Below are 24,811 nucleotides of genomic sequence, written 5' to 3'. Positions count from 1 at the left end.
CTCTACTAATCCGACAAAAGGGGATTTTTTATATTATTTCCAAGCATTGGCTTTAAACGTTGCGCTGTTTCACTGTAACCAGCAACAAATCGCACAGAATTAACCAATACTTTTTCAAATTCTACTTTTAATAAATTTATATTCTCACCAATATTCTTATCATCTTGATAATTTGAGATCACTCTACCGAGTAAGTGATAGAAGTCTCTTTCTTTATAATCTAAGTTTTCTTCAACAACTCTTGAGAAGTAACGAAGAACCGTTACAAAATGACCTGTAATAAGATCATGGATTAAATACTCAGGGGCAAGCGTATCAAGAGAGACTCCAAAGTCCTCATTTATATGCTTAGAATTTGAGGCCATTCTAAAGTCGCCATGAAAGTCTTTTATAATTAACTTCTGAGGAGCTCCATTTTTTAAGATGACAATAGTATTCTGCCCATGAGCGACTAGTCCTAGTCCATGTTCGGCCTGAAGATGATAAAGAGGGATAACCACTGATTTAAAGTATTGTTTTAACCATTCTTCACACGTAAGTCTTGATTGTTTAATGTACTCAGCTACAAGGGAGCCCTTATCATTTGCAAATAATAAGGCGGCCGTTGGTATAGCAATTTCATTATCCCCTAACTTTGACTCAACACTTTCGCGCCAAACACATCCTAATAATTCTTTATAACGATAAGATCCGCCAGAAATCCGATCAAACTCTGGCATTGGACAACTAATCGCTGCAACTTCCTTTAGAACTATTACCTTATCTTTGAGAACATTATCGCTTGCGATGATCTTTTCAATTTTTTCAGATAGACGATGGCCATCCTTAATATATTTTTGAGGAATCCCTCTTACACACGAAGTATTAAGGATGGAAATCGCTAGTTTTAGATCATACTGACTCCCCTCAGTATCTGAAGACAAAGTACGAATAGATACTTGAGGGGTATAAGTTGATCCTAACTCTCCAAGAGAGATAATTATATTTTTATAGATAAGCGGCGCAAATTGAATACTGATATACTTATTCCATTGCCATGGATGAACTGGAACGAGTAAGTAATCATCAAAATTGAGATCATAACTTGCAATCTTTTCTTTGATTTCTTTAAGCTCACTCTCATCAAATGAATCTGAATACAATGTAGAAAAAGCTAATTGTGTCTCATCTAGGCCCCAGATAAGATTGTTCTTTGCGATTGCGCACCAATGAACTTGATAACTATTACGTGACTCAGGAGCATATTTTTCTAATTCGCTCTTTCCCCATCCTAGACGTCCTTTATTCATAATGATTTTTGGATGCCCAGATAGGATCTGATCAACAGATTTAAAGTTATATTTTGCAATTTCTTCAATATCTATATTTTTCAATGTCTCATTTAAAATGAGATCACCATAGATTGTCTGGTTCCCTTCCTCAATAAATTGAGCAAGAGTATCATCAGACATTTTACAAATATCTTGAACTTCATAAAAGAAATCTGCCAATGTATACTCTTTTACGACTTTACCATTACTATATTTTCTAAAGGACTCTTCTTCTATTTGGAGGTTATCCCAAACACTTATACGTCCAAGAAACGTATAATAAACTTCTTCAGATATCTTTAAATAGAAATGACTATGATTAAATTCAATATCAAATAACTCTTCATACTGAAGTTCTTCAATGGCCTTTATAATAAGCTTCTTATGAAGATTAAAGAATTCATGACTATTCATTTGTACTCTCCATATAAAAAAGCTCTCGACTAGCTTTTAAGAGATTGGATCTTTTATGAGGAAAGTCGAAAACACCTTCATGAGACCAGCCAGGAAGTAGTTCAGCTAATTTTAAAACCTTTTTATTATCTTCACGTGGCTCTCCCCAAATACTTTGGGTGCGCTTATCATCTTCAAAGATAAACTTTGTTAAATGAAAAATAGATTCATAAACTGCTTTTGTTCTTAAGTACTTCTCTTCACCAATTAAAATATGGATTCCTCGATCATAGATATTGGCATCACAATATGGGGCGATACGATCATCAAATGCCCAATAAACTTCAAAATATCCTGCTTGTTGGCCATTGATATCGACAATTATTGGTAATTGAAATGGTGAAGACTTAAGGCCTTGAATATATTTTGCCAATTCATCTTTTGAGAAATTCATTTCCCAAAACTCATAGATATACTCTTTATTATGCCACTCATGGAATTTATCAATATCTTTATCTAAATCAAATGCACGAAGAGATATCGTTTGGCCAGAGTGAGTCTTGCACTCATAAAGAGTCCCTTGATATTGACGAGGTCGTCTTAGAAGAGAAACTATTGGGTTTTCGATTTGGTTATAAATATCCCAAGGGTTAGCTATTGTATTTTCATTAATATTAGTAATACAGCATCTAAAGTTTCCTTTTTGAAAAAGAGTTTCTGATTCAAGGAGAAATTTAAGAAAGGATGACTCTTTATATCCCTTAAAAATAAAATTTCTAAATTGATTTAAATGAAAGATCTCTGCTTTCTTATCTCCATTAGCGAGAGATATGATTGTATTAAAAACTGAATTTATTATTAAATAATAAGTATAAACCTTATTTACATCATCTGGATTTAAAATATTCCCCTTAGTCTTGCTAATAAAATCATATTTTTTGCCAAAATTCTCAACACTCTTAGAAGTAAAGCCAGTCCCCTGACAATCACGATAGACTGCACCAATAGGCAGGCCATCTTTCATTCTTAAGATAATATTTTGCATGTGAGCGCCTAGAAGTACTCCATGCTCCTCTGAGAGCTTAATAAACTCTCCAACTACATTTTCAAGAAAAGCTGAAAACCAATTCTTACGAGCTAAAAAGAAATTACCAGTTTCAAGTTTTAGTTTTTTAGCATTTTCTTCTACTAACGTGGCTAAGTGAGACTTTCCTGTATATGGATTCTCTTCGGCCAGCGTTGCTAAGAGTAGACAATTATCACTTGCAAAATTCTCTCGTAATTGAATCGTTGATTCTATTATTGCACTTCCATCATTATTTTTAAGTGCAACATAAAATGGCTCATACAGGACTTCAAATTTCTGGCTAAATTCATCGACCTTTTCATTTTTAAAAACAGTCTCCATTTGCATACCGCGAATGGCCTCTTCAGGCTGAAGATGACGAATTGAATTTGTGAGCTTTACATCCATTGAATACTTAACCAAGTACGGAGCATCTTTTGAATATAGTGATCGAAGAGATGAAAGGGCACACCATTTTCTTCTCCCCTGTGAAATTTTTGTGATAAGTCCACTTTGTAAGAGGGCCTCGACTTCATTCTTTTTGGCCAAACGACTCCATTGCCATGGATGCATAGGTATATAAATATAGTCCTCTTCAAGTTCTTCAAGGTCAAAATTGGCCAATTCATTCATGGCCTTATGAACATTTAAAATGTCACCATTTGTATAAATGACAGAAGAATGGCACTTAAGCCAAATTAAATTAAACTCATTTTTAAATTCTGGTGAATATAACCTCATATCCTCTTCGTTCATTCCATTTTTACATTTTGGGTATGGATGAAACGGATGGCCTAAGAGCATCAATTGTTCACTCGAGAGATAGTCATCAATTATAATGTCTCTATTTTCATATTCTCTTAAAATAAGTTCCATATTATTTCGAGAGTTCAAAACATTATCAATAAATGATGTATCTACTTCATTAAATCTTTCACATAGAATGGGTAGCATTTCATCAAAAGAGACTTCCTCATTGTTAAACAAGATCTTACCTGAATAGCGGTGACCACCTAGCGGAGAATATGCAGCTAATTCAAAGGTTAAACAATTCAGTTCATTGACTTCAACGATAAGAGCATCATTTGAAAACTTAATAAAATTCTCTTGTGAATAATCACGTGCCAAAGAATTAATAAGAGAGCGGATACTGTACTTATTTGCTAATATTCTTGGATGAGAGCTAATCATTACTTACTCCAACATAGGCTTTACTCAACTTTAGGCGAGAGTTTTTTACAATCATGTAAACAGAGAAAAATGTTAAAATTGAAAATATGAACATTATATAAACATCTAAATTAAGCTTAATTACTGTCCCTGCAATTATGGCCCCAAGAGCATTACCTAACGTTTGATAAAAACTTATCTTACTTGCCACAATACTTTTTTGATCTGTGACATATTGTCCATAAATAAATCCCATGTAATACACTGGGATGATTGCCGCTGCGATTGCAAATAATAAAATGAAAGCAACTAGAGTTGTGATACTAGTAATTAGTGAAAATGCGTAAAGGCTAGCAATGAGTGAGACAACACCAAAAGTTATGAAAATGCATGATTCAAGAAGTTTATATTTTTTTAATATAAATTGAATAAGGACAAGACAAAGTGTAGCTAAGGTTAAAGACCAATAAATAGTGGCCGACTGTTTTGTTGCCTCTTCAAAAATAGAACTTACAGCTTTTGTAATTCCTGTATTATAGAATGATGATATAAGAGTAAAAAATAAAGGAATTAAAAACAAAGGCTTAAACCTTACTTTCTTATCTTTTATTTCATCACTTTCTTCTTTGTAGTCTTCTTCACAAAGAAGAATTCCTTTTCCTGCTCGCTCCCATCCATTTAAAGATACTGCAATAATGAATACCATTAAGATCACTAAACTCATATTTAAGTTAAATGCGAATACACCACCTAAAATTAATCCAAAAAGACGGCCAATATTTAAGAACATTGTTGTATTAAGAACACCATCGCTAGATTTAGTGTGAAATCGTATATTAATTAATTGTGAGAATGGAACAATGCTACTTGCAGTTGAGGCATGGATAATTCTAGAGATGATAAATAGCCCAAATGTAGCGATAGGACTACTCACAAGAAATGCCAGTAAGAGAAATCCATAAGAGAAGAAAATCCCAAAGAGTCCCACTCGATATACCGTAACTGGACTTAAACTATTAAATAAATTCCCCCAAACTCTTGTCATCAAAAGAAAGTGAAAAATTGAAAGTCCATAGAAGATAATAATTGTCGTAATATTTAAATTTGTTGCTTCAGATATCATTGGAAGAAGTCCCAACAATATCATTTGTGAAGCGCCAAAGATGAAGCATAATAAGGAGATGGCCTTAACAAATTTATTATTAATTTGAACTTGTGAACTCATGAGGCTTCTTTCCTTACTACTTTATCTTTTAGACGAAGAGTAAAACTAAGAATATCCTTCCATGAAATTCCTAAGTAAATAAGAAAGAGTCCACTTAGTGGCCAATTATAATCAGAGGAAACAATGAAAATAATAAAAATAAATGCGCTTGGTAAAACGATCTCATTTAAAGAGATATTCACATCATTTAAAGTCGAGCCATCATACATTTTTGATGAAGAACTAAGTAATCGTTTTCTAAATAAGAAAATATAAATTCCACTGATTGGAATAAATGAAATGACTAATCCAAAAATACTCCAAATGATTTTTAAGATCACCCCACCATAATCACCGAAGTGTAGTGGTTCAGATAGAATAAGTAATTCTAGATACCAAGGTAGTGAGACAGTTCTAATTAAACTTCCTGTGATAGCATCAACATAAGCAATTTCATGATGATGCTCTTCATTTTCCATAAGAATCACAAAGTGATTTGGAACTGAAAATTCATTATCTGGAAATGAGATAAAGTCATATTCAAGATGTGGCAGCTTTTCTTTTAGCTCATCATAGATATCTAAAACTGAAACATAAGTGGCATTTTCAATAACTCTTGCATTTTCTTGTTGGGCACGGACATTATCTCTTAAGAAGAGCCCTATCAGTGTACTATTGAAAGCAAGAATTGTTCCTGTAAATGTCACGATCAATAGCCAAGCACATGTCTTAACTCCAATTATCTTATGGAAGCGACCTAAGAGAATTCGAGAATTCATATTCCTTATATTTCGGTAGAATTTATTAGAAATAAGAGCACCACTAATAAGTGCAATTAAAAAGAAAAGACCCATTAGTCCAATTAAGATCTTCCCCTTACCTCCTAGGAGAAGTTCTCGGTGAAGCTTTAGAATGAAATCGATAACTTTATTAGAAGTTTGTGATTTAACAACTTCCTTATCGATTGCATTACCTGCCATATCAAATTTAAGACGTGTGGCACCTTTAAACTTTTCGATACCTGGCTCGGTTACTCTGGCATTAATATCACCATCATCACCTTTAAAAATAGAAAGAACTTTCTTACCTTCATACTTAGTGGAAATGAAATTTTCAATTTTTGAAAGAGATGATTTTTCTGAAATAAATGACGTTCTTTGTTCAACAGCTTGTACAGGTGCGAGCTCGTGTCTCCATACCAACACAACACCAGTAAGTCCTAAAATCAAGAAATTCACGGCCAAAACAAGGCCAAGGATTCGATGTATTTTTAAAAGTTTTCTAATTAATGAGCTCATATCTAAAATAAAAACAGGGCCGATCAAATTTCTTTGAAGGGCCCTGCTTCATATCAAGGATTTTTTTATAGTTTTTTATAAACCATAAAATCGATTCCAATATGTGTTGCACCAGCTCCACAAACTTCAGCAGCTCCAGCAGCTGGAACCATTAGTGTTGCGTGGTGAGGGTGTCCCCAGTATAGGTAGTCATTGTACTCAAGCTGAGAATCAAGGATTGCCTTACCTTCTGAACAGTCAGCAGCGGCATCAACTTTTGAGAAAGCTCTTGATTCAAGAAGTTCGATTGTTGACGCATCGTTATCAGCAAAAAGAAGTGAAGAGTAAGAACATTCAACACCATTTGCATTTTCAAAAGTTGCTTTAATTAAAATATTATCAAGTGTGTAATCAGTCGATAGGTCACCCCATACTACATTCATCCCAGAGTGAGATGAAGGTGCATTTGTATACTCAGAGTATGCTCCACATACATAACCTTTGTTAGCAGCAAGCCATCTCTCACCTTCAAGAACTAAGTCAGTTTGAGCAAAAGTTGTAATTGAAAGTAATGAAACAAGTGCAATAAGTGATTTTTTAAACATGTTATTCTCCTTAAATTTAATACTTTTGTTAGTATGGAGAATAATTATCGCTACCAGTTTGATATGTCAAACAAATATCAACAACACTAAACAAATGATTACATACTCAAAATAAAAAAAGGAGGCTAAAACCTCCTTCTTTTAGTAAAATCATATAGTTACAATCTTCTCTAGCTTAATATAATTGTTGTAAATAATGTATGAACTCGCATATGGTCCTCCTTTTTTATATGACCAGTATATGAGTTGATATAATTACTAGCGAATAATTTCTTGGAAGAGCTGTTTGAAGGCACCGAAATAAGCTTTGAGTTCCGACTTTTTAGAATGCCCATATGAAGACAAGTAATATATTATGTTGCGGCGATGAAAAGCGTGCGCCCAGTCATAGGCCGTCATCTTATTTGAATTTTCAATTTCAATATTAGATCCATTTTGAATCAGTAATTTAAAAAGGCTCAAATCCCCTTTTTGTGCGGCCTTCATAAGAGGTGTATTTCCAAGATGATCAAGACAATTCGGATTTGCGCCGGAGTTTAACAATGTGTGTGCAAATGAACGATGCCCATTTTCAACAGCGACGTGAAGCGGTGTTTGGCCTTTTTGGTTTCTTACCTCTAAATTAATCTCTGATACAGAAAGTAATAAGATGCTCAGCTCCTGAACATTTCCTCTCTGGGCCCATTTAAAGATTCGCCTATCACTCATTAACATCTCCCTAAAATAAAATTTTAATCACCTGTATAGGAAGAAGAAACTTAATTATGTTAAATTTAGCGCGGAACGCATCATCGTATTTTATTGAATATCAAGGTTTTGTTAAGAAATTATTTGATCTTTTACGTCGTTCTTTAGACAATAGTACCCTAATTAAAAACATACACATGGAGTGAAAATGAGAAATTTAGTTAAAAGCTCAAAGCTACTTATGCTTCTTCTAGCAGTGGCAATGGCAGCACCTGCTCAAGCGCAAGAAGAATCAAACAAGGAAGACATTGATAGTGAAATTACAAACGCAAGACTTAGAGCACAGTCTGGTTCAAAGTCTGACTACTCTTTATCTCTATCAATGGGATACAACGGTGGTACACTAGATGATATCTTTGGAGAAGAGAGACCAGATATCTATGGTGATCCAGAAACAGAAACGAAAACATCTTTTGGTGGTTCATTCTCAGGAAGATACCGTTTCAATAAAAATGACAGTATGACTGTTGGTGCAGGTTTTTCTGTACTAAACCCATGGGGACATTCAGAAGGTAACGTTGATAATCCATATATCGGTTACTCAAGAATTTACAAAATTGGTGACTTCCAAACTTCAACTTCTGCAGACGTAACTTTTGGTACAGCTGAATCTTACAAGAATGTAGACCTAAGACAAGTTGTAAGTGCTTCACACAACATGATGAAGAACTTTGAAGGAACTAACCTTACTATCGGTGCTTCAGTTTCATTAAGTGCATACTTCTATGGAAATGAGCCAGAAACAGTAGTTCCAAAAGATGCTCTTACTGAACTAGCAGTAGGTTTCTACCCACAACTAGAGTACAGATTCAATGATATGTTCTCATTCAGAACAGTATTTGGTTACTTCAACTACCAAAAATCAAGAGGTGAAGATTCAAACTTCTTAAGAGCATATGAATACCAATCAGTTGGTGTAGGAATTTCTGTAACAAGAGATATCTACGTATACCCAAATATTCAGTTCCTTGCTGATGATCTTGACTCAGACAAGACAAACTTTGCAATCTCTGCAGATATCAATATTCTTTAATCAAGTTAAAGTTTATACTTAGGCCCGCTAAGCGGGCCTTTTTTTTTGCCTAAATTCTATCTTAACCCTATAATTTAAATATGAATGTATTTAAGGGATTAAAGAATACCCACACAGAAATAAAACGTATCAACGGTTACTTAAAAGAAGTCGTCACTTTCCTTGATGACTCTGGAAAGCCGATGGGACATGTAATAAACCCTCTTATGGTTGAATTGCGCTTAAGAGATATTACCCAAATCTTTGTTGGGGCCTTTCTTGTTGCTTCTCCTCTGTGTTTCACAGAAGAGGTCTGGACACTTAGTGAGACTCTCCCCTTTCAAAATATTTACTACTTATTTGCCGCATCTATTACGACAGTAACGTTCTTTGTGTATTTTAACTTTTATCGTTTTAAGCTTAAGGGAAATGTCATTGAGTTCTTAAAGCGTATTTTTGCCATCTACTTTATTACGACTTTAAGTGTTGTTATGATTTTATTTTTGATTAATAAATTTCCAGTAAAGACAGACCATATACTTGCATTTAAACGTACTGTAATTATCGCCTTTCCAAGTATATTTGGTGCTGCCGTTACTGATTATTTAAAATAATTAGAAGCTTGTATCTTTACTACCACAGTGAGGCATATTAGCAGCGTATGGGTTGTGTACTTTTTCTTGCTTAGAAGAATTCTGTACCCACTTCTTCTTAACCATAGGACATGAATAAGCGTTATACTCGCTTCCTACATCATAAGTATTAAGAATATAGATAAGTGCCATTGAGATCGTATGATAATTTTGTCCATTCTCATCTTTTGTCTTATTAGCTTTTATTTCATCAAGCTTAGTCATTGAAAACTTCAATAACTTCTTTATCTTTTCATGTGAGACCTTATTCATTGCATTCTTAAGCTCTTGGGCCGAGTCAGCAACACTCTTAGCATCATACTTAAAGAAGCTTGCGTGTAGCTTCTCATTGGCCTTTAAAACATTCACAACTTCTTCTTTCTGTGCTGATGTTAAGCTTTCTCTTACATCTGCAAATGTTGAAAAATTAATTAATACTGAAAATAATGTAATTAGCTTAAACATTTTCTTCTCCATGAGTAATTTCTTTTATACGTCTTTCTTCAAAGTACGAGTATGTAATTGGAACAATGAATAGAGTAATTAATTCAACTAACATTCCACCTAATGTTGGAATGGCCATAGGCTTCATGACTTCAGAACCTGTACTCGTTGACCACATAATTGGAAGTAAGGCCACAATAGTTGTAGTTGTTGTCATAATAAGAGGTCTAATACGTCGTGAACCTGCATTACTTATGACCTCTTTTAATTCTTCCCAGTTTTTAGGATTAATTTTTCGATTCTCTTCTTGAAGATACGTCATAAGAACAACACCATCATCTACAGCAATTCCAAAAAGAGCAATAAAGCCAACCCAAACCGCAACAGAAGTATTAAAACCACCAATCCATAGAAGAATTAGGCCACCAGCAAATGCAATAGGTATTGCACTAAAGATAATACCTGCATTTCTTAAGTTCTTTATTCCCATATAGATAATGAGAAGATTGATAAGTAAGGCCAACGGAATTAAAAGCAAAAGCCTCTGATTTGAGCGAACTTGATTTTCATATTGTCCGGCCCATGAAAGAGAGTACCCTTTTGGAAGCTCGATCTCTTTAGCAATTTTTTCTTTTGCCTCTTCCACAAAGCCTATGAGATCCCTATCTTGAACATTTAATAATACCAATGACTTTAGCATACCATCTTCTGATTGAATCATTGCAGGCCCTGTTACAACCTCAATTTTTGCTAATTGCTCAAGTGGTATATGTTGACCTAGAGGACTTGGAACTAAAACTTTTTTAAGTTCATCAATTCGATCCCTTAGCTCTTTTTTATAGCGCACACGAATAGGAAATCTTTTTCTTCCATCGTAGAATTGACCGATAGTCATTCCGCCAATTGCAGTTTGTAGTATTCGATTAATCGTTCCAGTATTTATACCAAAACGACTTGCAGCGATTCGATCAATATCAAATTCAATATAAGGCTTACCTGTGATCTGTTGGGCGTAAACACCACTTGCACCTCTAACCTCTTCTAATTTTCTTCCAATTTTATTACCAAGTTTTTCAAGAGTCTCGAGGTCATCACCAAATATTTTCACGCCAATTTGTGTTTTGATCCCTGTGGAAATCATTGAAATACGGTTTTCTATTGGAAATAACCAAGCATTCACAAGTCCTGGAACCTGAATCTTTTGATCGAGATCATTCATAATATCATAAATGGAAGTACCACTAGGCCATTCATCTTCAGGAATAAGCTTAACAACTGTTTCAAACATAGCGACAGGCGCTGGGTCAAGCGCAGTTTCAGCTCGCCCTAATTTCCCATAAGCATCTTTTACAAGAGGGTGCTTCTTTAATTCACGATCAGTATAAGCAAGTAATTCACGGGCCTTTGTCATACCAACATCAGCTGTCGTTACTGGCATATAGAGGATCTCTCCCTCATTTAAAGAAGGCATAAATTCCTTACCTAATTGAGTAAGAGCAAAACCACCAAGAATTAGAATGATGACGGGAAAAATAAAAAATACTTTTCGATTATCAAGGAACCAAACTAGTACTGGTTTATATGTTGAGACTATTTTCTTACTTACTGGGTTTTTCTCAATTGGCCTTAAATCACCTTTTAGAAAGTAAACACTTAATGCTGGTACGAGAATAATAGCAACAATGACAGATCCAAACATTGCTAGAGTTTTTGCCCATGCAAGTGGACCAAAGAGCTTCCCCTCACTACCTTCTAATCCGAAAACCGGTAAGAATGTAATTATTGTTGTTGCCACAGCAGTTAAGATAGCAGGCCCAACTTCTCTAGCAGAACTTACAACAGTCTCAATTCTTTCATTTTTTGTGAGCTTATTTCCTTTTTCAGCAAGTGAAGAGTAAATACTTTCAGTCATGATAATTCCCATATCCACCATTGAACCAATGGCAATAACGAGACCTGAAAGACTCATAACATTTGAATCAATCCCTAATAACTTCATTAAAATAAAGCTAATTCCAACACCAAAAGGAAGTGTTAGAGAAACGAGAATAGACGATTTAAAGTGAAGTAGGAAAAGAAGAATCACTACGACTGTAATAACAATTTCTTGAGCAAGTGCACTGTAGACAGTACCAATTGTTCTCTCAATTACCTCAGTACGGTCATAAAATGATTTAAGCTCAACTCCCTTAGGTAGGCCTAGCCTTACTTCTTTGAGTTTTTCTTTTACATTATCAATTACTTCTTTAGGGTTTTCCCCAAAGCGCATCGTAACGATGCCGCCGACAGCTTCTTGTCCATTCTTATCGAGGGCGCCACGTCTAAATGCCGGCCCTGTTCCAACACGGGCCATGTCTTTAATTCTTATGGGAGTATCTTTTTTTATATCAACTACAACATTTTCAATGTCTGAAATTGATTTAAAAAATCCCTTACCTCGAACAATAAACTCTCTAGCTCCATCTTCGATGACTTCGGCCCCAACATCAATATTACTATTCTCAATAGCTGAAATGATTTTAGTAAGATGAATATCATATGCAATGAGCTTATTTGGATCCACATCAATTTGATACTCTTTAACAAAGCCACCAATACTTGCAACTTCACTTACACCATTTACACTTTGAAGAAGATAGCGAACATAGAAGTCCTGTAGTGTACGAAGTTCTTCTAACGATAATGGTTTTGAGTTCTCAGGAGTATTTTCCAATGTATACATATACACTTGGCCAAGTCCTGTTGCATCTGGTCCCATTGCAGGAGACACACCAGTTGGAAGCTCATTCTTTGCAGACGTAAGTTTTTCAAGAACACGTGACCTCGACCAATAAAAGTCAATTTCATCATCAAAGATTACGTATATCGTAGAAAAACCAAATGCAGAGGTTCCTCGAATATTCTTAACTCCAGGAATACCTTGTAACATAATACTTAATGGATAAGTGATCTGTTCTTCAATATCTTTTGGTGATCTTCCGGCCCATTCAGTGAAGACAATTTGCTGATTTTCTCCAATATCAGGAATAGCATCGACTCTTGCCGTATTGAGACTAAATATAGACAGAAGTCCAATTAAGATAAATATAAGGACAACAGCTACACGATTACGAATGGATAATTCAATAATTCTCTTAATCATTCATATCCTCATAGCCACCAAATAATTGTGCTTGTGCATCTAGTAGGAAGTTGCCCTCAATAACAACTTCATCACCTTCTTTCAGTCCTGATACAACTTCAACATAACCTTCTGACTCATGACCTGTATTAATAATTATCGATTTAAAACTTCTATCCGATTCTTTAACCCACGCAACTTTTCTCTTACCAGTATCAATAACTGCCGAGCGTGGAATAACAAGAGGCATCCCTTCTAAATTAAGACTTATTTGAGCGTTTGCAACCATCCCAGGTTTTAATTTTCCATTCTTATTTTCAATTGTTGCCCTAACTTTAAGTGTTCGAGATGTTGAATCTAGTACAGGACTAACAAAATCGATTTCACCAGTAGTAGTCTCACCAGGAAGGGCAATAAAATTTAATTCTACTTTTTGGCCAATTTCCACTAGTGCAGAGTCTTGCTCATAAACATCAAACTCAACCCAAACATCACTTAGGTTTGATAATTTAAAGAAGTCCTGCCCCTCTTTGAAATACTTCCCAACTGTTGCATTTCTAGTTTGAACAACACCAGTTGCAGGAGAATAAATCGTGATATTCTTAGGAATTTTTCCGTTTCTGGCCCATTGCTCATATTGTTTCTTTTTAATACCCCATAGCTCAAGACGTTCACGACTTTGATGGTAGAGGTCACGAAATTCACGACTTCTATTCTTTAGATATGTACTCCTAGCAAGAATATACTCTTCACCACCCGTAATTAGTTTAGGACTATAGATATCAACAACAGGGTCACCGGCCTTAACAAAACTACCAGTCGACTTCACATATACCTTTTCAACTCGCCCATCAATTCTTGCAGGAATATTACTTTCCTTTTCTTCTGACTCTAAAACTTGCCCAAGAAGTCTAATCTTCTTTGTCATCTTCATTGTCGTTACAGGAAAAAAAGATGGAGTGAAGTGATCGAGTTGAGATTTTCTAAGCTTAACCTTACCAACAACAGTCGCAGCTTCTTGCTTATTCAAGTCCACCTTTACCATCGGTGTACCATCTAAAGGACAAACCTCTTCCTTCTCACTTGTAACTTCAGGAAAGTTCTCACATGCCCATAATTCTTTCTTTTCAAGCTTGGCCTCTTTATCAGTGGCGTGATCGTGTTCCACCTCTACTTTTGTTAAGTTCATATGACAAATAGGACATTTACCTGGCTTATCCTCTTTAATTTGAGGGTGCATTGAACAAGTATAGTAAGTTTCAACTTTTTGTGACTTACTTGTTTCAACCTCATTCTTACTCTGACAAGAGCTAAGAAAAGAGATAAATCCTAAGAAGACAATAATTAAGACCTTATTCATATAAAGATTCTCCAAGAGTATACTTTAAGTCCACCTTTCTCATTGAAAGCTTTGACTCTAAAGCGACCTTCTTTAATAATATTTTTTGTAATCGAATTTCACTTTGTAATAACTCAACGTAAGTACTATTGCCTAACCCATATGACTTCGATGTAATTGAGCGGGAATTTTGAGCAAAGTTTACGGACTTTTTTGATATAATACTTAATTCTGCATTCAGTTTTGCGATATCATCTTTGATAACTTCAATGTCACGACTTTTTTTCAACTTGTAATCATCTAATTGTTTAAAGGCCACATATCGATTGGCAACAGCTTCCCCTTTCGCGCCAGACTTATCGTCTGATACAGGAATTGGAAATGTAATTTGTGCACCAATAAAGTCTCCATTATTATCGACCTCATCAGATCTGATCGTATACCCAACAGATACGGTAATATCAGGGATATAAGCAAGCTTGGATTGCTCTAGCGAGTATTCCTTCGCTTTTAAGTTTTCTTTTAAAGAACTTAATCGATAATCCTTACTTTCGTTCTTATTATTATCAAGAAGCTTCCATGGCACTGACTTATAATTGAAACTTAGTGCCTTATTACCTACCAAATACTTAAGCTGTGATTTATTCTGCTTTATTTCAAAGTTTTTATTACTAATTTCACTTTCAACTTCAGACTTTCTTATTTGAATATCTAAAAGGGCCTGCTGTGTAATGCGGCCATTAGAGTAGAGTTTCTTACTCACTTTCAACATCTTAGAAATCCAAGATAAGTTTTCTTTTAAAATATCTAATTCGTTATTAATCCTTTTATATTCAATAAGGTTGGCCCATAGACTTTTTGTTAAGGCCTGTTCGAGATCCATTGCACTATAGTTAATTGATTTAGCTTGTGCGCTTTGACTTTCTCCGGCCTTTCCATATTTATTAGATAAGGCTATTTTTTGACCGATTCCAAATTCCAGTCCAGACATTGGCGTTTGATCAAACTTAAGAGAGTCCACTGGAAGGTTTTTTGCAGCAATCTTAAACATTGGATCACCCCATGAAGCTTGTTTCTGAGACTTTTCTAGTAAAGATTTGGCACTTCCTTTCATGGCCTGAAGGCTATTGTGATTCTTTAGTTCTTCTACTGCTTCATTGAAAGTAAAAGCAAAAGTTGAGCAACTCAATAATATGATCAAATACTTAAACATTGAAACTCCTAAGACTTGGCAGATCTTTTAAGTAATTCCATGATTTCATCTATCTTTTCTTCTGATTCTTTAGAAGATCCAGATTTAAGAGCATTTATCACACAACTATTAAGGTGAGACTCTAAAATGACTAACTCTAGTCCCTTCAAAGCACTACGAATTGATTTAATTTGTGTAAGAATATCAACACAGTATTTTCCATCCTCGATCATATTCTTAATGCCTCTGACCTGACCTTCAATACGATTTACTCGAGTTAGTGTTGCCTTATGGTCTGGGTGTTTACTCATATCAACTTCCTTATTCTTAAACTATTTGTAACAACTGAAATACTACTAAGTCCCATTGCAATACTTGCAAGAACAGGTGGCATGGCAGGGCCTCCAAATGGAACGAGAATACCTGCAGCGACTGGTATTAATAATGTATTATAAATCATCGATAGGAAGAGATTTTGCTTAATGATTTTCATTGTACCATTAGCAAGTTCAATAAACTCAACCGCTTTAACTATATCGCCTTTAACAATTGTAACATCGGAAGCACTAATTGCAACGTCTGTTCCTGTTCCCATGGCCATGGATAGATCAGCTTTAGCTAAAGCTGGGGCGTCGTTGATTCCATCCCCAATCATTGCAACTTTTCGCCCTTTATCTTGTAATTTTTCAACTTGATTGGCCTTTGCAATTGGTAGTGCCTTCGAAATATAGTGATCGATCCCGATCTCTTCACTCACACTCTTTGCAACTTGTTCATTGTCACCAGTAATCATCCAAGTCTCAACACCTAGATCTTTAAAGTGTCTAATCGCATCCTTTGCACTTGGCTTAATTTCATCACCTACAATTAAAGTTGCGATGTGAGTTTTATTCTTAGAAACAAAAACAAAACTTCCGACTTTATTTGAAACAAGATCAGAGTCCCTTTTAATTCTCGCATCATCAAATAATGCTTCATTACCAATATGGTATTCAATATCATCGATTTCAGCGATTAGCCCCTTTCCTTTAATAACTTCAAAGCTATCTGGTTCAAAAAGCTCGATATCACTTTCTTTAGCAAAATTAACAACTGCCTTAGCTAGTGGATGTTCCGAAAATTGCTCAATTGAAGCTAAATGAGTAAGTAATTCTTTTCTATTACTCTTATCTAAGTAGACCTCATCAATAACACTAGGCTTTCCAAAAGTTATTGTTCCTGTTTTATCAAAGATAATTGTATCAATTTTTACGGCCTTCTCTATTACTTCTCCACCACCAATTAAAAGTCCTTTTAAAGATGCGCGACCAGTTGAAACAACAACGGCCGTTGGAGTTGCTAGTCCAAGAGCACAAGGGCATGCAATAACAAGAACAGCAATAAAGTTTGAAATTGAATTACCCCATTTAGGCTCTCCTCCTAAGAAGTACCAACTAATAAATGTGATAATTGAAATAAGTATTACTGCAGGAGTAAAAATACTACTTATGCGATCTGCATATTTTTGTATCTCTGGCTTTGACGACTGAGCATCTTCTACAAAACTAATAATCTGAGAAAGAAAAGTGTCATTACCTACTTTACTCGCTTTATACTCAACGACATTGTCATCATTAATTGTTCCGGCAAAGACTTCATCATCAACTGTCTTACTAACAGGAATTGGTTCTCCTGAAATCATTGATTCATCAATTGAGCTGCTACCTTTCGTAATAACCCCATCGACAGCAAATTTCTCACCAGGACGAACTCTTATGATATCTCCAACGACAACTTCACTAATATCAATTTCTTTAAACGTATCTTCTCTTAAAACATTTGCCTTCTTTGCAGATAACTTAAATAAGTCATTTAAGGCCTCTTTAGTTTTCTTCTTTGCTCTTTCCTCAAAATATTGACCTAAGTAGACAAAAGAAGTGATAAACCCTACTGCTTCAAAATAAACTCTTACAGTCAATCCCATCTCTCTTGCATGGCCAGTAAAGACAGTAATAAAAACACTGTAGAGAAATGCCGCACTAGTACCTAAACCAATGAGCGTATTCATATTAGAGCGACCACTCGTTAAGAATTGAAAAAGTGATCGTTGAAATTTCAGACCAATCCACGCCCATACAGGTAGAGTCAAAAGAAGCTGGATATACCAATTTGCTTTTTGATTAGGCCAAGATTTGAAAGGTCCCATCTCAAAGAGGAAAACAGAGATTGCCAGAATAATCCCAAATAAGAACTTATAGAAATTATCTTTTTCAATCGTCTGTTTAGAATCTTCTTGTTGCTCACCTTCAACATCAGATTGAATTGAATAACCTAAATCGACGATTTTATCTTCAATCTTTTTCAAGGTCTCCTGATTATCAAATTCAAAGTGTCCACTTTCAACAGCGTAGTTAACACTACTAGACTTTACGCCATCAATCTTTGCAACTTCTTTCTCAATTGAAGAAGCACAACTAGCACAATGCATGCCTGAGATTTTAATATTTATATCCTGTTGATTCACATTTTCACTTTGCATTTGTCTCTCCTAGGCCTGAAGTTTTTTAATACTTGAAACAGGGAAACCGATACCAGAAAGAGTGGTCTTGATTTGCATATTTGAAAAGTTACTCTCACCACTTACAAGCACTTCCTGATTTTCAACATCAACATCGACACTTGAAATACCTGAAATATCTTTAAGTCCGCCTTCAACTTTACTTACACAACCACCACATTTAATACCACTTACAATAAACTTAACTTTTTTCACTTGTACCTCTCTTTAAACTATATACCCCCATAGGGTATCTTCTCTAATCATATTATTCATCGAGGTCTAAAGCAAGAGAAGTTAAGTTAAGTTGACAAAGAAATGACAATGAGGTGGAGGCTTATTATCTAAGCTACTGTAAATTCGTTATAAGAGATAGCAAAGATTTCTATTGAGAGTTCTTTATATAATCGGGAATTTTAGGGCCAACAAATCGATCGTCGTTATAGACATTATTCACACTAGATATATTGCGACAATTTGCTTTTGATGTTGGACTTGTGTGTTTAACAACTTTTTGCCCTAAAAGACTTATGATAACTTGATCTGGTAGCATTTCATTAAAAATATGGCCAACCACACTCTCCCTTAAACTCGTACTCTTCTCACAACACACGAGTTCACGAATGGTAGGCCTAGTTGTATCCACAAATTGTGCTTCATTCAAAGCCTCATCAATTTGAGGTCCAACAAACTCTTGTCCATATTCTTGTACTTCTAAGCATCTTGTTTTTTGAACTTCATGACATTTTAATGTGGCCACTAACTCTTTATCAGAGATCTTCCCCTGTGCTAGAGCGACAGTTGAATAGAGAAGAGCAATTGAAAGAATGGCCAATTTTAAAAGGATCACAATTCCCTCCACAGAGAACTTGAAAATACGTATATATACATATGATCAATAGATCTATTTTACTGCTCAATCAATTTTGATGTTGAATATCACCTAGGTACCTAGAATCACGATCGCAAACAGAGTTCTTTACAATAATATTTGGCTAGTTTTTCGGGCAAAGAGGCATATCAGGGTCTTTTTCACAAAGGTAGGCCTTAAGAATTTCATTTTCCTCTTTTAGGGCATCCACTTGCTCTTCAAGAGAAGAAATACGACGAGAGTTGCCTTCTTGCATGAGCTTTTGCATACGCTTATTTTCTTCAATTTGCTCCTGCTGCTCTTTTGTTGCATTAATTAATGCCAAGAAGATTGGGTCATTATCAACAGTTAAGAAGTCATCAGTTGTCTTTCTAACTGCTTCAGGAATTACTTTTTGAACATCTTGAGCAATAAAACCAGAGTGCTCTCTTTCATTTAAAATTCCAAGGGCATTATTGTCTTTATAGCGATACTTAACAGTGTTTAAATTCATAATCTCATCTAATCCGTGACTATACTCACCAGTAAGATCCTTCAGTCTCTCATCTGAATATGTGGCCCAAGAACCTCCACCAGGTTTTGCAGCTGTACCATTAACAACTAATCTCTCACCATTTGCCGTTAATTGCGTCCCAGCACTAAGACCAATGGCAACCCCATGATAATTTGTATCTGTTCCAACATCTGGCTGAAGGTGTAGAGTTGATAAATAAGCTCCATAAGTACTCGTTGAAGAGTGCCTTGCAAGAATCCAGGCACGCCTTCCATTTACGGCCCCACTTGTCCCAATTTCAACACCATTATTGGAATTTGTTATCTTATGGACAAGGTTTCCTGCTGTTGTATCTGTTGGATAGGCAGCAGCGCTATCTCGCCCGTGAACATGTAAATCAGCTCCAGGATTTGTCGTTCCAATCCCTAGTGACCCTGTACCAGTAAGCCTCATATACTCGGTATAACTTCCACCACTTGTATATCTTGTAAATGCTAGGTCATCAGTTGGGTTATCACCCCAATAAACTGATGGAATTTTATCATCACCGGTTCCTGCACTTCCATCGATATCAAAAACCTGTAGGCCGACCTGATCATTACCTGATATTACAGTTAATCCACCAACTCCAGTTGAACTCATCTGTCTTAAAGATTGGTTTACAGTAAAATCTGCCTCTGAAGTAGGGTTTCCACCTACTGCAACTTGTCCATCTGCGTATGAGAGACTATTTCCATCTCTTTGCCATTGAAAGTGTCCACCCCAAGCATGAGGAAGAGAATTAGCTTCACCTGATGCACTACGAATTGTTACTGCAATACTATAATCATTAGTATGACTTGTTTTTATCTTAGGAACATTAGATTCAATAACAACATATGGATTATTAGAAGTCCCGTTATTACGACTAGAAAGACGAGTCTTCCATGTAGCAGAACCTTCATCATACCAAACAAGATAAAGTGCACCTGTATCTGTAGCTGTCCCCTGAGTAACGAGTTGAACAGAATATACCCCAGTTGTTGGAAGAGACGCCCCACCAATCGTAACTTCAGCTAAAGTCGTATTACTTGCTGTTACTTGATATGAGTCAGTATGGTAGAAATTACCAACAGAGAGTTTTCCTTCTCCTGTTGTTGTTCCAATCCCGACGTTACCTCCATAAGGATTTAAGAAGAAATCATAAGCTGTTGAACCGGCACCATTTGTTCTCTGAAGATAACCAGCACCTAAACTAAAGGCCCCAAAAGAGGTTAAGGTAGAGTCCGTATCATGAGTCTTTAAAAGCATTGTTGCTCTAGAAACTGTCTCTGGAAAGCTTGTTGTGTAATCAGCAATATTTCTTTCAACAAATAATGGTGCAGTAGGTGTAGTTGTACCAATCCCGACTTTTCCATGCCTAAAAACGGCCGTTGGTGCTGCCGTGAAATCATCGTCTTGAGTAGCGGCCCCTTTTGTTGAATAAATAGAGACTACTCCTGAGTCAATAAAGTCACCAGAAGTTGTGTTACCACCAATAGTAATACCAGCACCAGACATAGTAGCATGAGTTTGACTCACTTCGAGATCATGTCCAACACCGGTATCTGAAATTCTTAAATTAGAACCAATTAAAAGATTTGCATGATTATTTGATTGAATATTTGAGTAATCACCTTCACCATCTGTACCTGAAATGACGACATTTCCTTCATTGCCTACAACTTGAAAATCACCGACTGGAGTATTTGTTCCAATTCCGACATTCCCAGAACTTTCGACAGTTAGAAGATCATTAGCTCCAATACCTCCAGAACCAGCAATAGAGAAAGCTCCAGTTGCATCATTAACTCCTAAATTAACTTGATCTGCTGATCCACTATCTGGTCTTAGAGTGACAAAAGTATTATTTGCACCAGTTGACTCTAGGATAAGTCGACCGCTTGTATTAGCAATATGAGCAACTGATTCAGGCGTACTCGTTCCAACACCTAGATTTCCACTATTATCAATAGTCATCTTTGTTGTACCACCAGTTTGAAAATTAATAACACCTGTTCCATTTGAATCACTATCTGCAGCGATGACATTATCAACTTCATTTGATGAAGATGTTGAATCAACACCAGTTAAGTTTGAACCATCACCATAGAATGCTGCCCCTTTAATATTTCCAGAAACATCAAGCGCCTGAGTTGGTGATGCTGTTCCAATTCCTACTCGACCATTTCCTTGAATTGTCATTGCAATCTTTGGAATATCATCACTACCTGTGTTGATAAAATATAAGCCGTCATCTGGTACGGGATTATTACTATCTTGATTTTCAAAGATGATAGCGCTGTTATTATTTGTCCCATAGACATTTGCATTGGCCTGATCATCTTGAACAAAAACCCTAAAAGGCTCAGTTGTTTCAGCTGAAGGTGCCTTGAAGTGATTGGTTGGATTATTATCAAATCTAAGAACTCCGCCAGATAGATCTAATGTATCCTTAGGATTTGTTGTTCCAATTCCTACATTTCCAGAGTTATAGTAAATATCACTACCAGCTGTCGTCCACTGAGTCGCACGAGCATCAACATATGTTTTAATAGCACTAACTGAAGGTGCTTGAGTTGTCTCATTCCCTACTGTTGAATCAACGACTGCTGCAGTTTGAGCACGGCCATCTGTAAAATATAAATTAGTCACTCCTTCGGAAAGATCATCTGTATCACTTAGGCCAGTGATTGCCGTGTAGTTAGCATTAATCTGAGCTTGAAGCTTTCCATAAGCATCAAGAATTGTATCGGTTGGAGCAAGAACAGCATTTGCACCAACAGTGTAACCAGTTAATGGTGTCCCCATTACATTTGATGCAGGCACTCGCCCACTTCCATCAAGTCTTAAAACTTCACCTGCACCATTAGATGTTGAAACTCCAATTTGAATATCATTGGCATTTGCCGTAAGTGCAATATCACTTGTCGATGTTAGGCCTTTAAATGGCAGATCTGTTCCAGACTTTGGAAGAACAAGTGAAGTCCCTCCGGCACTTGAGGCAGTATTTGTTTCACCGCCACCAGAAACAGCACTTGATAAACACCCAGATCCATCAATACAAATATCATTTCCTGTTGTTACATTAATATTTCCATCAACAGTTAGTTTTTGAGTTGGAGAAGTTATACCAATACCAACATTTCCAGTATCTGCCTCAATCGTAAAACGGCGTCCAGTTTCACCGTGGCCAAATTCGTATAATTGAAAGCTATTACCATACATTCCAATGCTCCAATCGGCACTTGAAGCTGTACTTAGAAGAACTTTTGCTTGATCTGAACTAGTTGCTCGATCTAAATGTAAGTTAGCTGCTCCATCATTTGATTTCACTAAAACATTTGTGGGCCCAGTTGTTGTCGTAACTTCAAGTGGAACCGTTGGTGTTTGAGTTCCGATACCAACACTTCCAGTATTGTAATAGATATCACTTCCTGTCGTGATCCACTGTGATTCATTTATTGCACCTGTTTCAGCAAGTACGTATGACTTCATAGCGGAAACTGATGCGGCTTGATCTGTTTCACTTCCAGCTGTTGAGTTTACAACTGATGCTGTTTTTGCACGAATATCTGTGAAGTATAAATTTGTTGCACCTTCAGTAATATCATCTGAATCAGTAATAGAATTTCCTGCAATTGAAGTTGCATGAGCATCAAGTTGGCCTTGAACCTTACCAAAAGCACCTAGAATACTATCCGTTGCAACTACACTTGAGGCGGCACCTGTAGTGTATCCAGATAAAGGAGTAGCTAAGGCTGTACTTCTAACAACGGCTGTATCAAGCCCTATTCCAATGTCACTTGCATTTGATGTAAGTGTAATCCCACTCGTTGAAGTTAGACCTTTAAATGGAAGATCTGTTCCAGACTTTGCTAAAACAAGAGAAGTCCCACCAGCACTTGAAGCAGTATTCGTCTCTCCGCCACCTGTTACGGCACTAGATAAACAACCTGATCCTGCAATACAAATATCATTTCCAGTTGTAACCTGAATATTACCATCGACTTCTAGCTTTTCAGCTGGATTTGTCTTCCCAATACCTACGTTACCTGAATGAGTTAGGTTTAAAATTTTATTGGCACTAGTCATGGAATCATCATTAGAAGTGAAAGATAGAATATTTTCGGCAGTACCATTTACATTCATGATTTGAAAATGTTTCTTATCGAGTGGTGCTGGAGATGCTGCAGCCAAGAACTCCACAACAGCAGTAGAAGCACCAACCGCATCACGGCTTGATTCAAGTCTTAGCATTGCTTGAGTATTTGTACTCTCTTTTATATGAAGATGTTTTGCGGGAGTTGTTGTCCCAATTCCAATATATCCACCGTTATAATAAATATCACTTCCTGAAGTCGTCCATTGAGAAGAAGTAATTGCTCCCGTTTGAGCAGTCACATAATTTTTCACTGAATCAACAGAAGGAGCTTGTGTCGTTTCTGTTCCGGCCATTGAGTTAATTACTTTAGCGTCAGCGTAAGTATCGATGTATCCTTTTACAGCAAGCTCACTTGGAACCTGTGTTGCACTATCAAGAGTTCCCGAGTTATCAAGATCCGACGCTGGGATTTGAGCAACGTTTAAAACATTAGGCAGCCCTACATAAGTCTTATCAATTGTTGGAGCATTAATTTTTGACCATGATATATTGGCCGCTGAATTAATATCGGCATCCACAATTGAATCATCTGTTATCTCACTTGAGCCAATTGTTGGAGTAGGATTTGAACCAGCAGTTACACGCCCATAAGCATCCACTGTAACAGAAGTATAAGTTCCTGCCGTGCCAACAGTTGCTTGTCCAATTGTTCCTGCATTATTTACAAGAGTTGAATCAATTGAAAGCGCTGCCGTTTGATTTATACAATCAAATTGAGATCCATTCTTAATTAATATTTGGTTATCAGCACAACTTGCAACAAAGTCTAAACTTTGTGGTGTAATGGCCGCATCTGCAATAGACTCTGCCGTTACTGCGTAACTTGCAAGAGGTGTTGCTAGAATATTTTGATAATCAAATGTGATCGTATTTGTTGTATCGCGAACTTGTATTACAAGGGTTTCACTAGCAGGTGTATTAGCAATTAAAGTTGCCAATGAAGGAAAGTCTAACTCAACAGTGTAGATTCCATTTGAAAGAGGTACTGAATTAAGTGTTTGCGTTGCAAGTGAAGTTGCAAGATCGTTCGAGTAATAGAGATCAAATTGAAGATTAGGTGTTCCTGAAATTGGAGTTCCATCTGCTTGAACGAGTCGACCTGAGTAACCAATTTTTGTCGCAAGAGTGTTTGAGCTAAATACTAAGCTTAAACATAGTGCTAGAAAAAATGTCAATTTTCGACTTACGTGCAACATAATCCCCTGTTGTTACAGTG

At 36.1% G+C, this 24,811-nt stretch carries 17 protein-coding genes; 2 read left to right on the top strand and 15 right to left on the bottom strand.

Going from position 1 to position 24,811, the window contains the following annotated elements:
- Positions 1-5: 5 nt before the first annotated feature.
- From VCM44_RS13515 to VCM44_RS13490, 6 genes are all read right to left on the bottom strand, one after another.
- Positions 6-1,724, bottom strand: a complete 1,719-nt coding sequence (locus tag VCM44_RS13515; protein ID WP_334679118.1) for an IucA/IucC family protein — start codon at positions 1,722-1,724, stop codon at positions 6-8.
- A complete protein-coding gene (locus tag VCM44_RS13510) occupies positions 1,717-3,960 on the bottom strand; it encodes a GNAT family N-acetyltransferase (protein WP_334679117.1) in 2,244 nt (747 codons plus the stop codon). The genes VCM44_RS13515 and VCM44_RS13510 overlap by 8 nt, the downstream gene beginning before the upstream one ends.
- A complete protein-coding gene (locus VCM44_RS13505; protein WP_334679116.1) occupies positions 3,953-5,164 on the bottom strand; it encodes a hypothetical protein in 1,212 nt (403 codons plus the stop codon). The genes VCM44_RS13510 and VCM44_RS13505 overlap by 8 nt, the downstream gene beginning before the upstream one ends.
- Entirely contained in the window at positions 5,161-6,441 is a 1,281-nt protein-coding gene (locus VCM44_RS13500; protein ID WP_334679115.1) for a PepSY-associated TM helix domain-containing protein, read from the bottom strand. The genes VCM44_RS13505 and VCM44_RS13500 overlap by 4 nt, the downstream gene beginning before the upstream one ends.
- Before the next feature lie 65 nt (positions 6,442-6,506).
- Positions 6,507-7,025: a hypothetical protein gene (locus tag VCM44_RS13495; RefSeq protein WP_334679114.1), complete on the bottom strand. Its 519-nt coding sequence runs from the start codon at positions 7,023-7,025 to the stop codon at positions 6,507-6,509.
- A gap of 258 nt (positions 7,026-7,283) precedes the next feature.
- On the bottom strand, positions 7,284-7,733 hold the full coding sequence (locus VCM44_RS13490) for an ankyrin repeat domain-containing protein (protein ID WP_334679113.1): 450 nt from the start codon (positions 7,731-7,733) through the stop codon (positions 7,284-7,286).
- Between the two features lie 187 nt (positions 7,734-7,920).
- Between VCM44_RS13490 and VCM44_RS13485 the strand changes: the two genes are divergently transcribed.
- Complete coding sequence (locus VCM44_RS13485) at positions 7,921-8,805, top strand: hypothetical protein (RefSeq protein WP_115360953.1); 885 nt, start codon at positions 7,921-7,923, stop codon at positions 8,803-8,805.
- A gap of 80 nt (positions 8,806-8,885) precedes the next feature.
- Entirely contained in the window at positions 8,886-9,398 is a 513-nt protein-coding gene (locus VCM44_RS13480; RefSeq protein ID WP_115360955.1) for a DUF2391 family protein, read from the top strand.
- On the opposite strand, the gene VCM44_RS13475 is transcribed toward VCM44_RS13480, so the two are convergent.
- The 9 genes from VCM44_RS13475 to VCM44_RS13435 form a co-directional block, all read right to left on the bottom strand.
- Positions 9,399-9,881 carry a DUF3347 domain-containing protein gene (locus VCM44_RS13475; protein WP_158536832.1) on the bottom strand — a complete coding sequence of 161 codons (483 nt, stop codon included), beginning with the start codon at positions 9,879-9,881 and terminating at the stop codon, positions 9,399-9,401.
- A complete protein-coding gene (locus tag VCM44_RS13470; protein WP_334679112.1) occupies positions 9,874-13,002 on the bottom strand; it encodes an efflux RND transporter permease subunit in 3,129 nt (1,042 codons plus the stop codon). Before VCM44_RS13470 ends, VCM44_RS13475 begins: the two co-directional genes overlap by 8 nt.
- A complete protein-coding gene (locus VCM44_RS13465) occupies positions 12,995-14,341 on the bottom strand; it encodes an efflux RND transporter periplasmic adaptor subunit (protein WP_120404448.1) in 1,347 nt (448 codons plus the stop codon). Before VCM44_RS13465 ends, VCM44_RS13470 begins: the two co-directional genes overlap by 8 nt.
- Complete coding sequence (locus tag VCM44_RS13460; protein ID WP_334679111.1) at positions 14,334-15,533, bottom strand: TolC family protein; 1,200 nt, start codon at positions 15,531-15,533, stop codon at positions 14,334-14,336. Before VCM44_RS13460 ends, VCM44_RS13465 begins: the two co-directional genes overlap by 8 nt.
- Positions 15,534-15,541: 8 nt before the next feature.
- Positions 15,542-15,823 (bottom strand): metal-sensitive transcriptional regulator, encoded by a 282-nt coding sequence (locus VCM44_RS13455; protein WP_115360965.1) that lies wholly within the window; start codon positions 15,821-15,823, stop codon positions 15,542-15,544.
- Positions 15,820-18,030 carry a heavy metal translocating P-type ATPase gene (locus tag VCM44_RS13450; protein WP_334679110.1) on the bottom strand — a complete coding sequence of 737 codons (2,211 nt, stop codon included), beginning with the start codon at positions 18,028-18,030 and terminating at the stop codon, positions 15,820-15,822. The genes VCM44_RS13455 and VCM44_RS13450 overlap by 4 nt, the downstream gene beginning before the upstream one ends.
- Before the next feature lie 9 nt (positions 18,031-18,039).
- Positions 18,040-18,264: a heavy-metal-associated domain-containing protein gene (locus VCM44_RS13445; protein WP_115360969.1), complete on the bottom strand. Its 225-nt coding sequence runs from the start codon at positions 18,262-18,264 to the stop codon at positions 18,040-18,042.
- Between the two features lie 169 nt (positions 18,265-18,433).
- Positions 18,434-18,898 (bottom strand): hypothetical protein, encoded by a 465-nt coding sequence (locus VCM44_RS13440; protein ID WP_115360971.1) that lies wholly within the window; start codon positions 18,896-18,898, stop codon positions 18,434-18,436.
- 145 nt (positions 18,899-19,043) lie between these two features.
- Positions 19,044-24,770: a tail fiber domain-containing protein gene (locus VCM44_RS13435; protein ID WP_334679109.1), complete on the bottom strand. Its 5,727-nt coding sequence runs from the start codon at positions 24,768-24,770 to the stop codon at positions 19,044-19,046.
- Between the last annotated feature and the right edge of the window lie 41 nt (positions 24,771-24,811).

It is taken from the genome of Halobacteriovorax sp. DPLXC-1 (genome assembly GCF_036903125.1).
Classification (GTDB): Bacteria; Bdellovibrionota; Bacteriovoracia; order Bacteriovoracales; family Bacteriovoracaceae; genus Halobacteriovorax_A; species Halobacteriovorax_A vibrionivorans.
The sequence above is the reverse complement of the archived record's forward strand: the minus strand, read 5'-3'. Positions and strand labels throughout refer to the sequence as shown.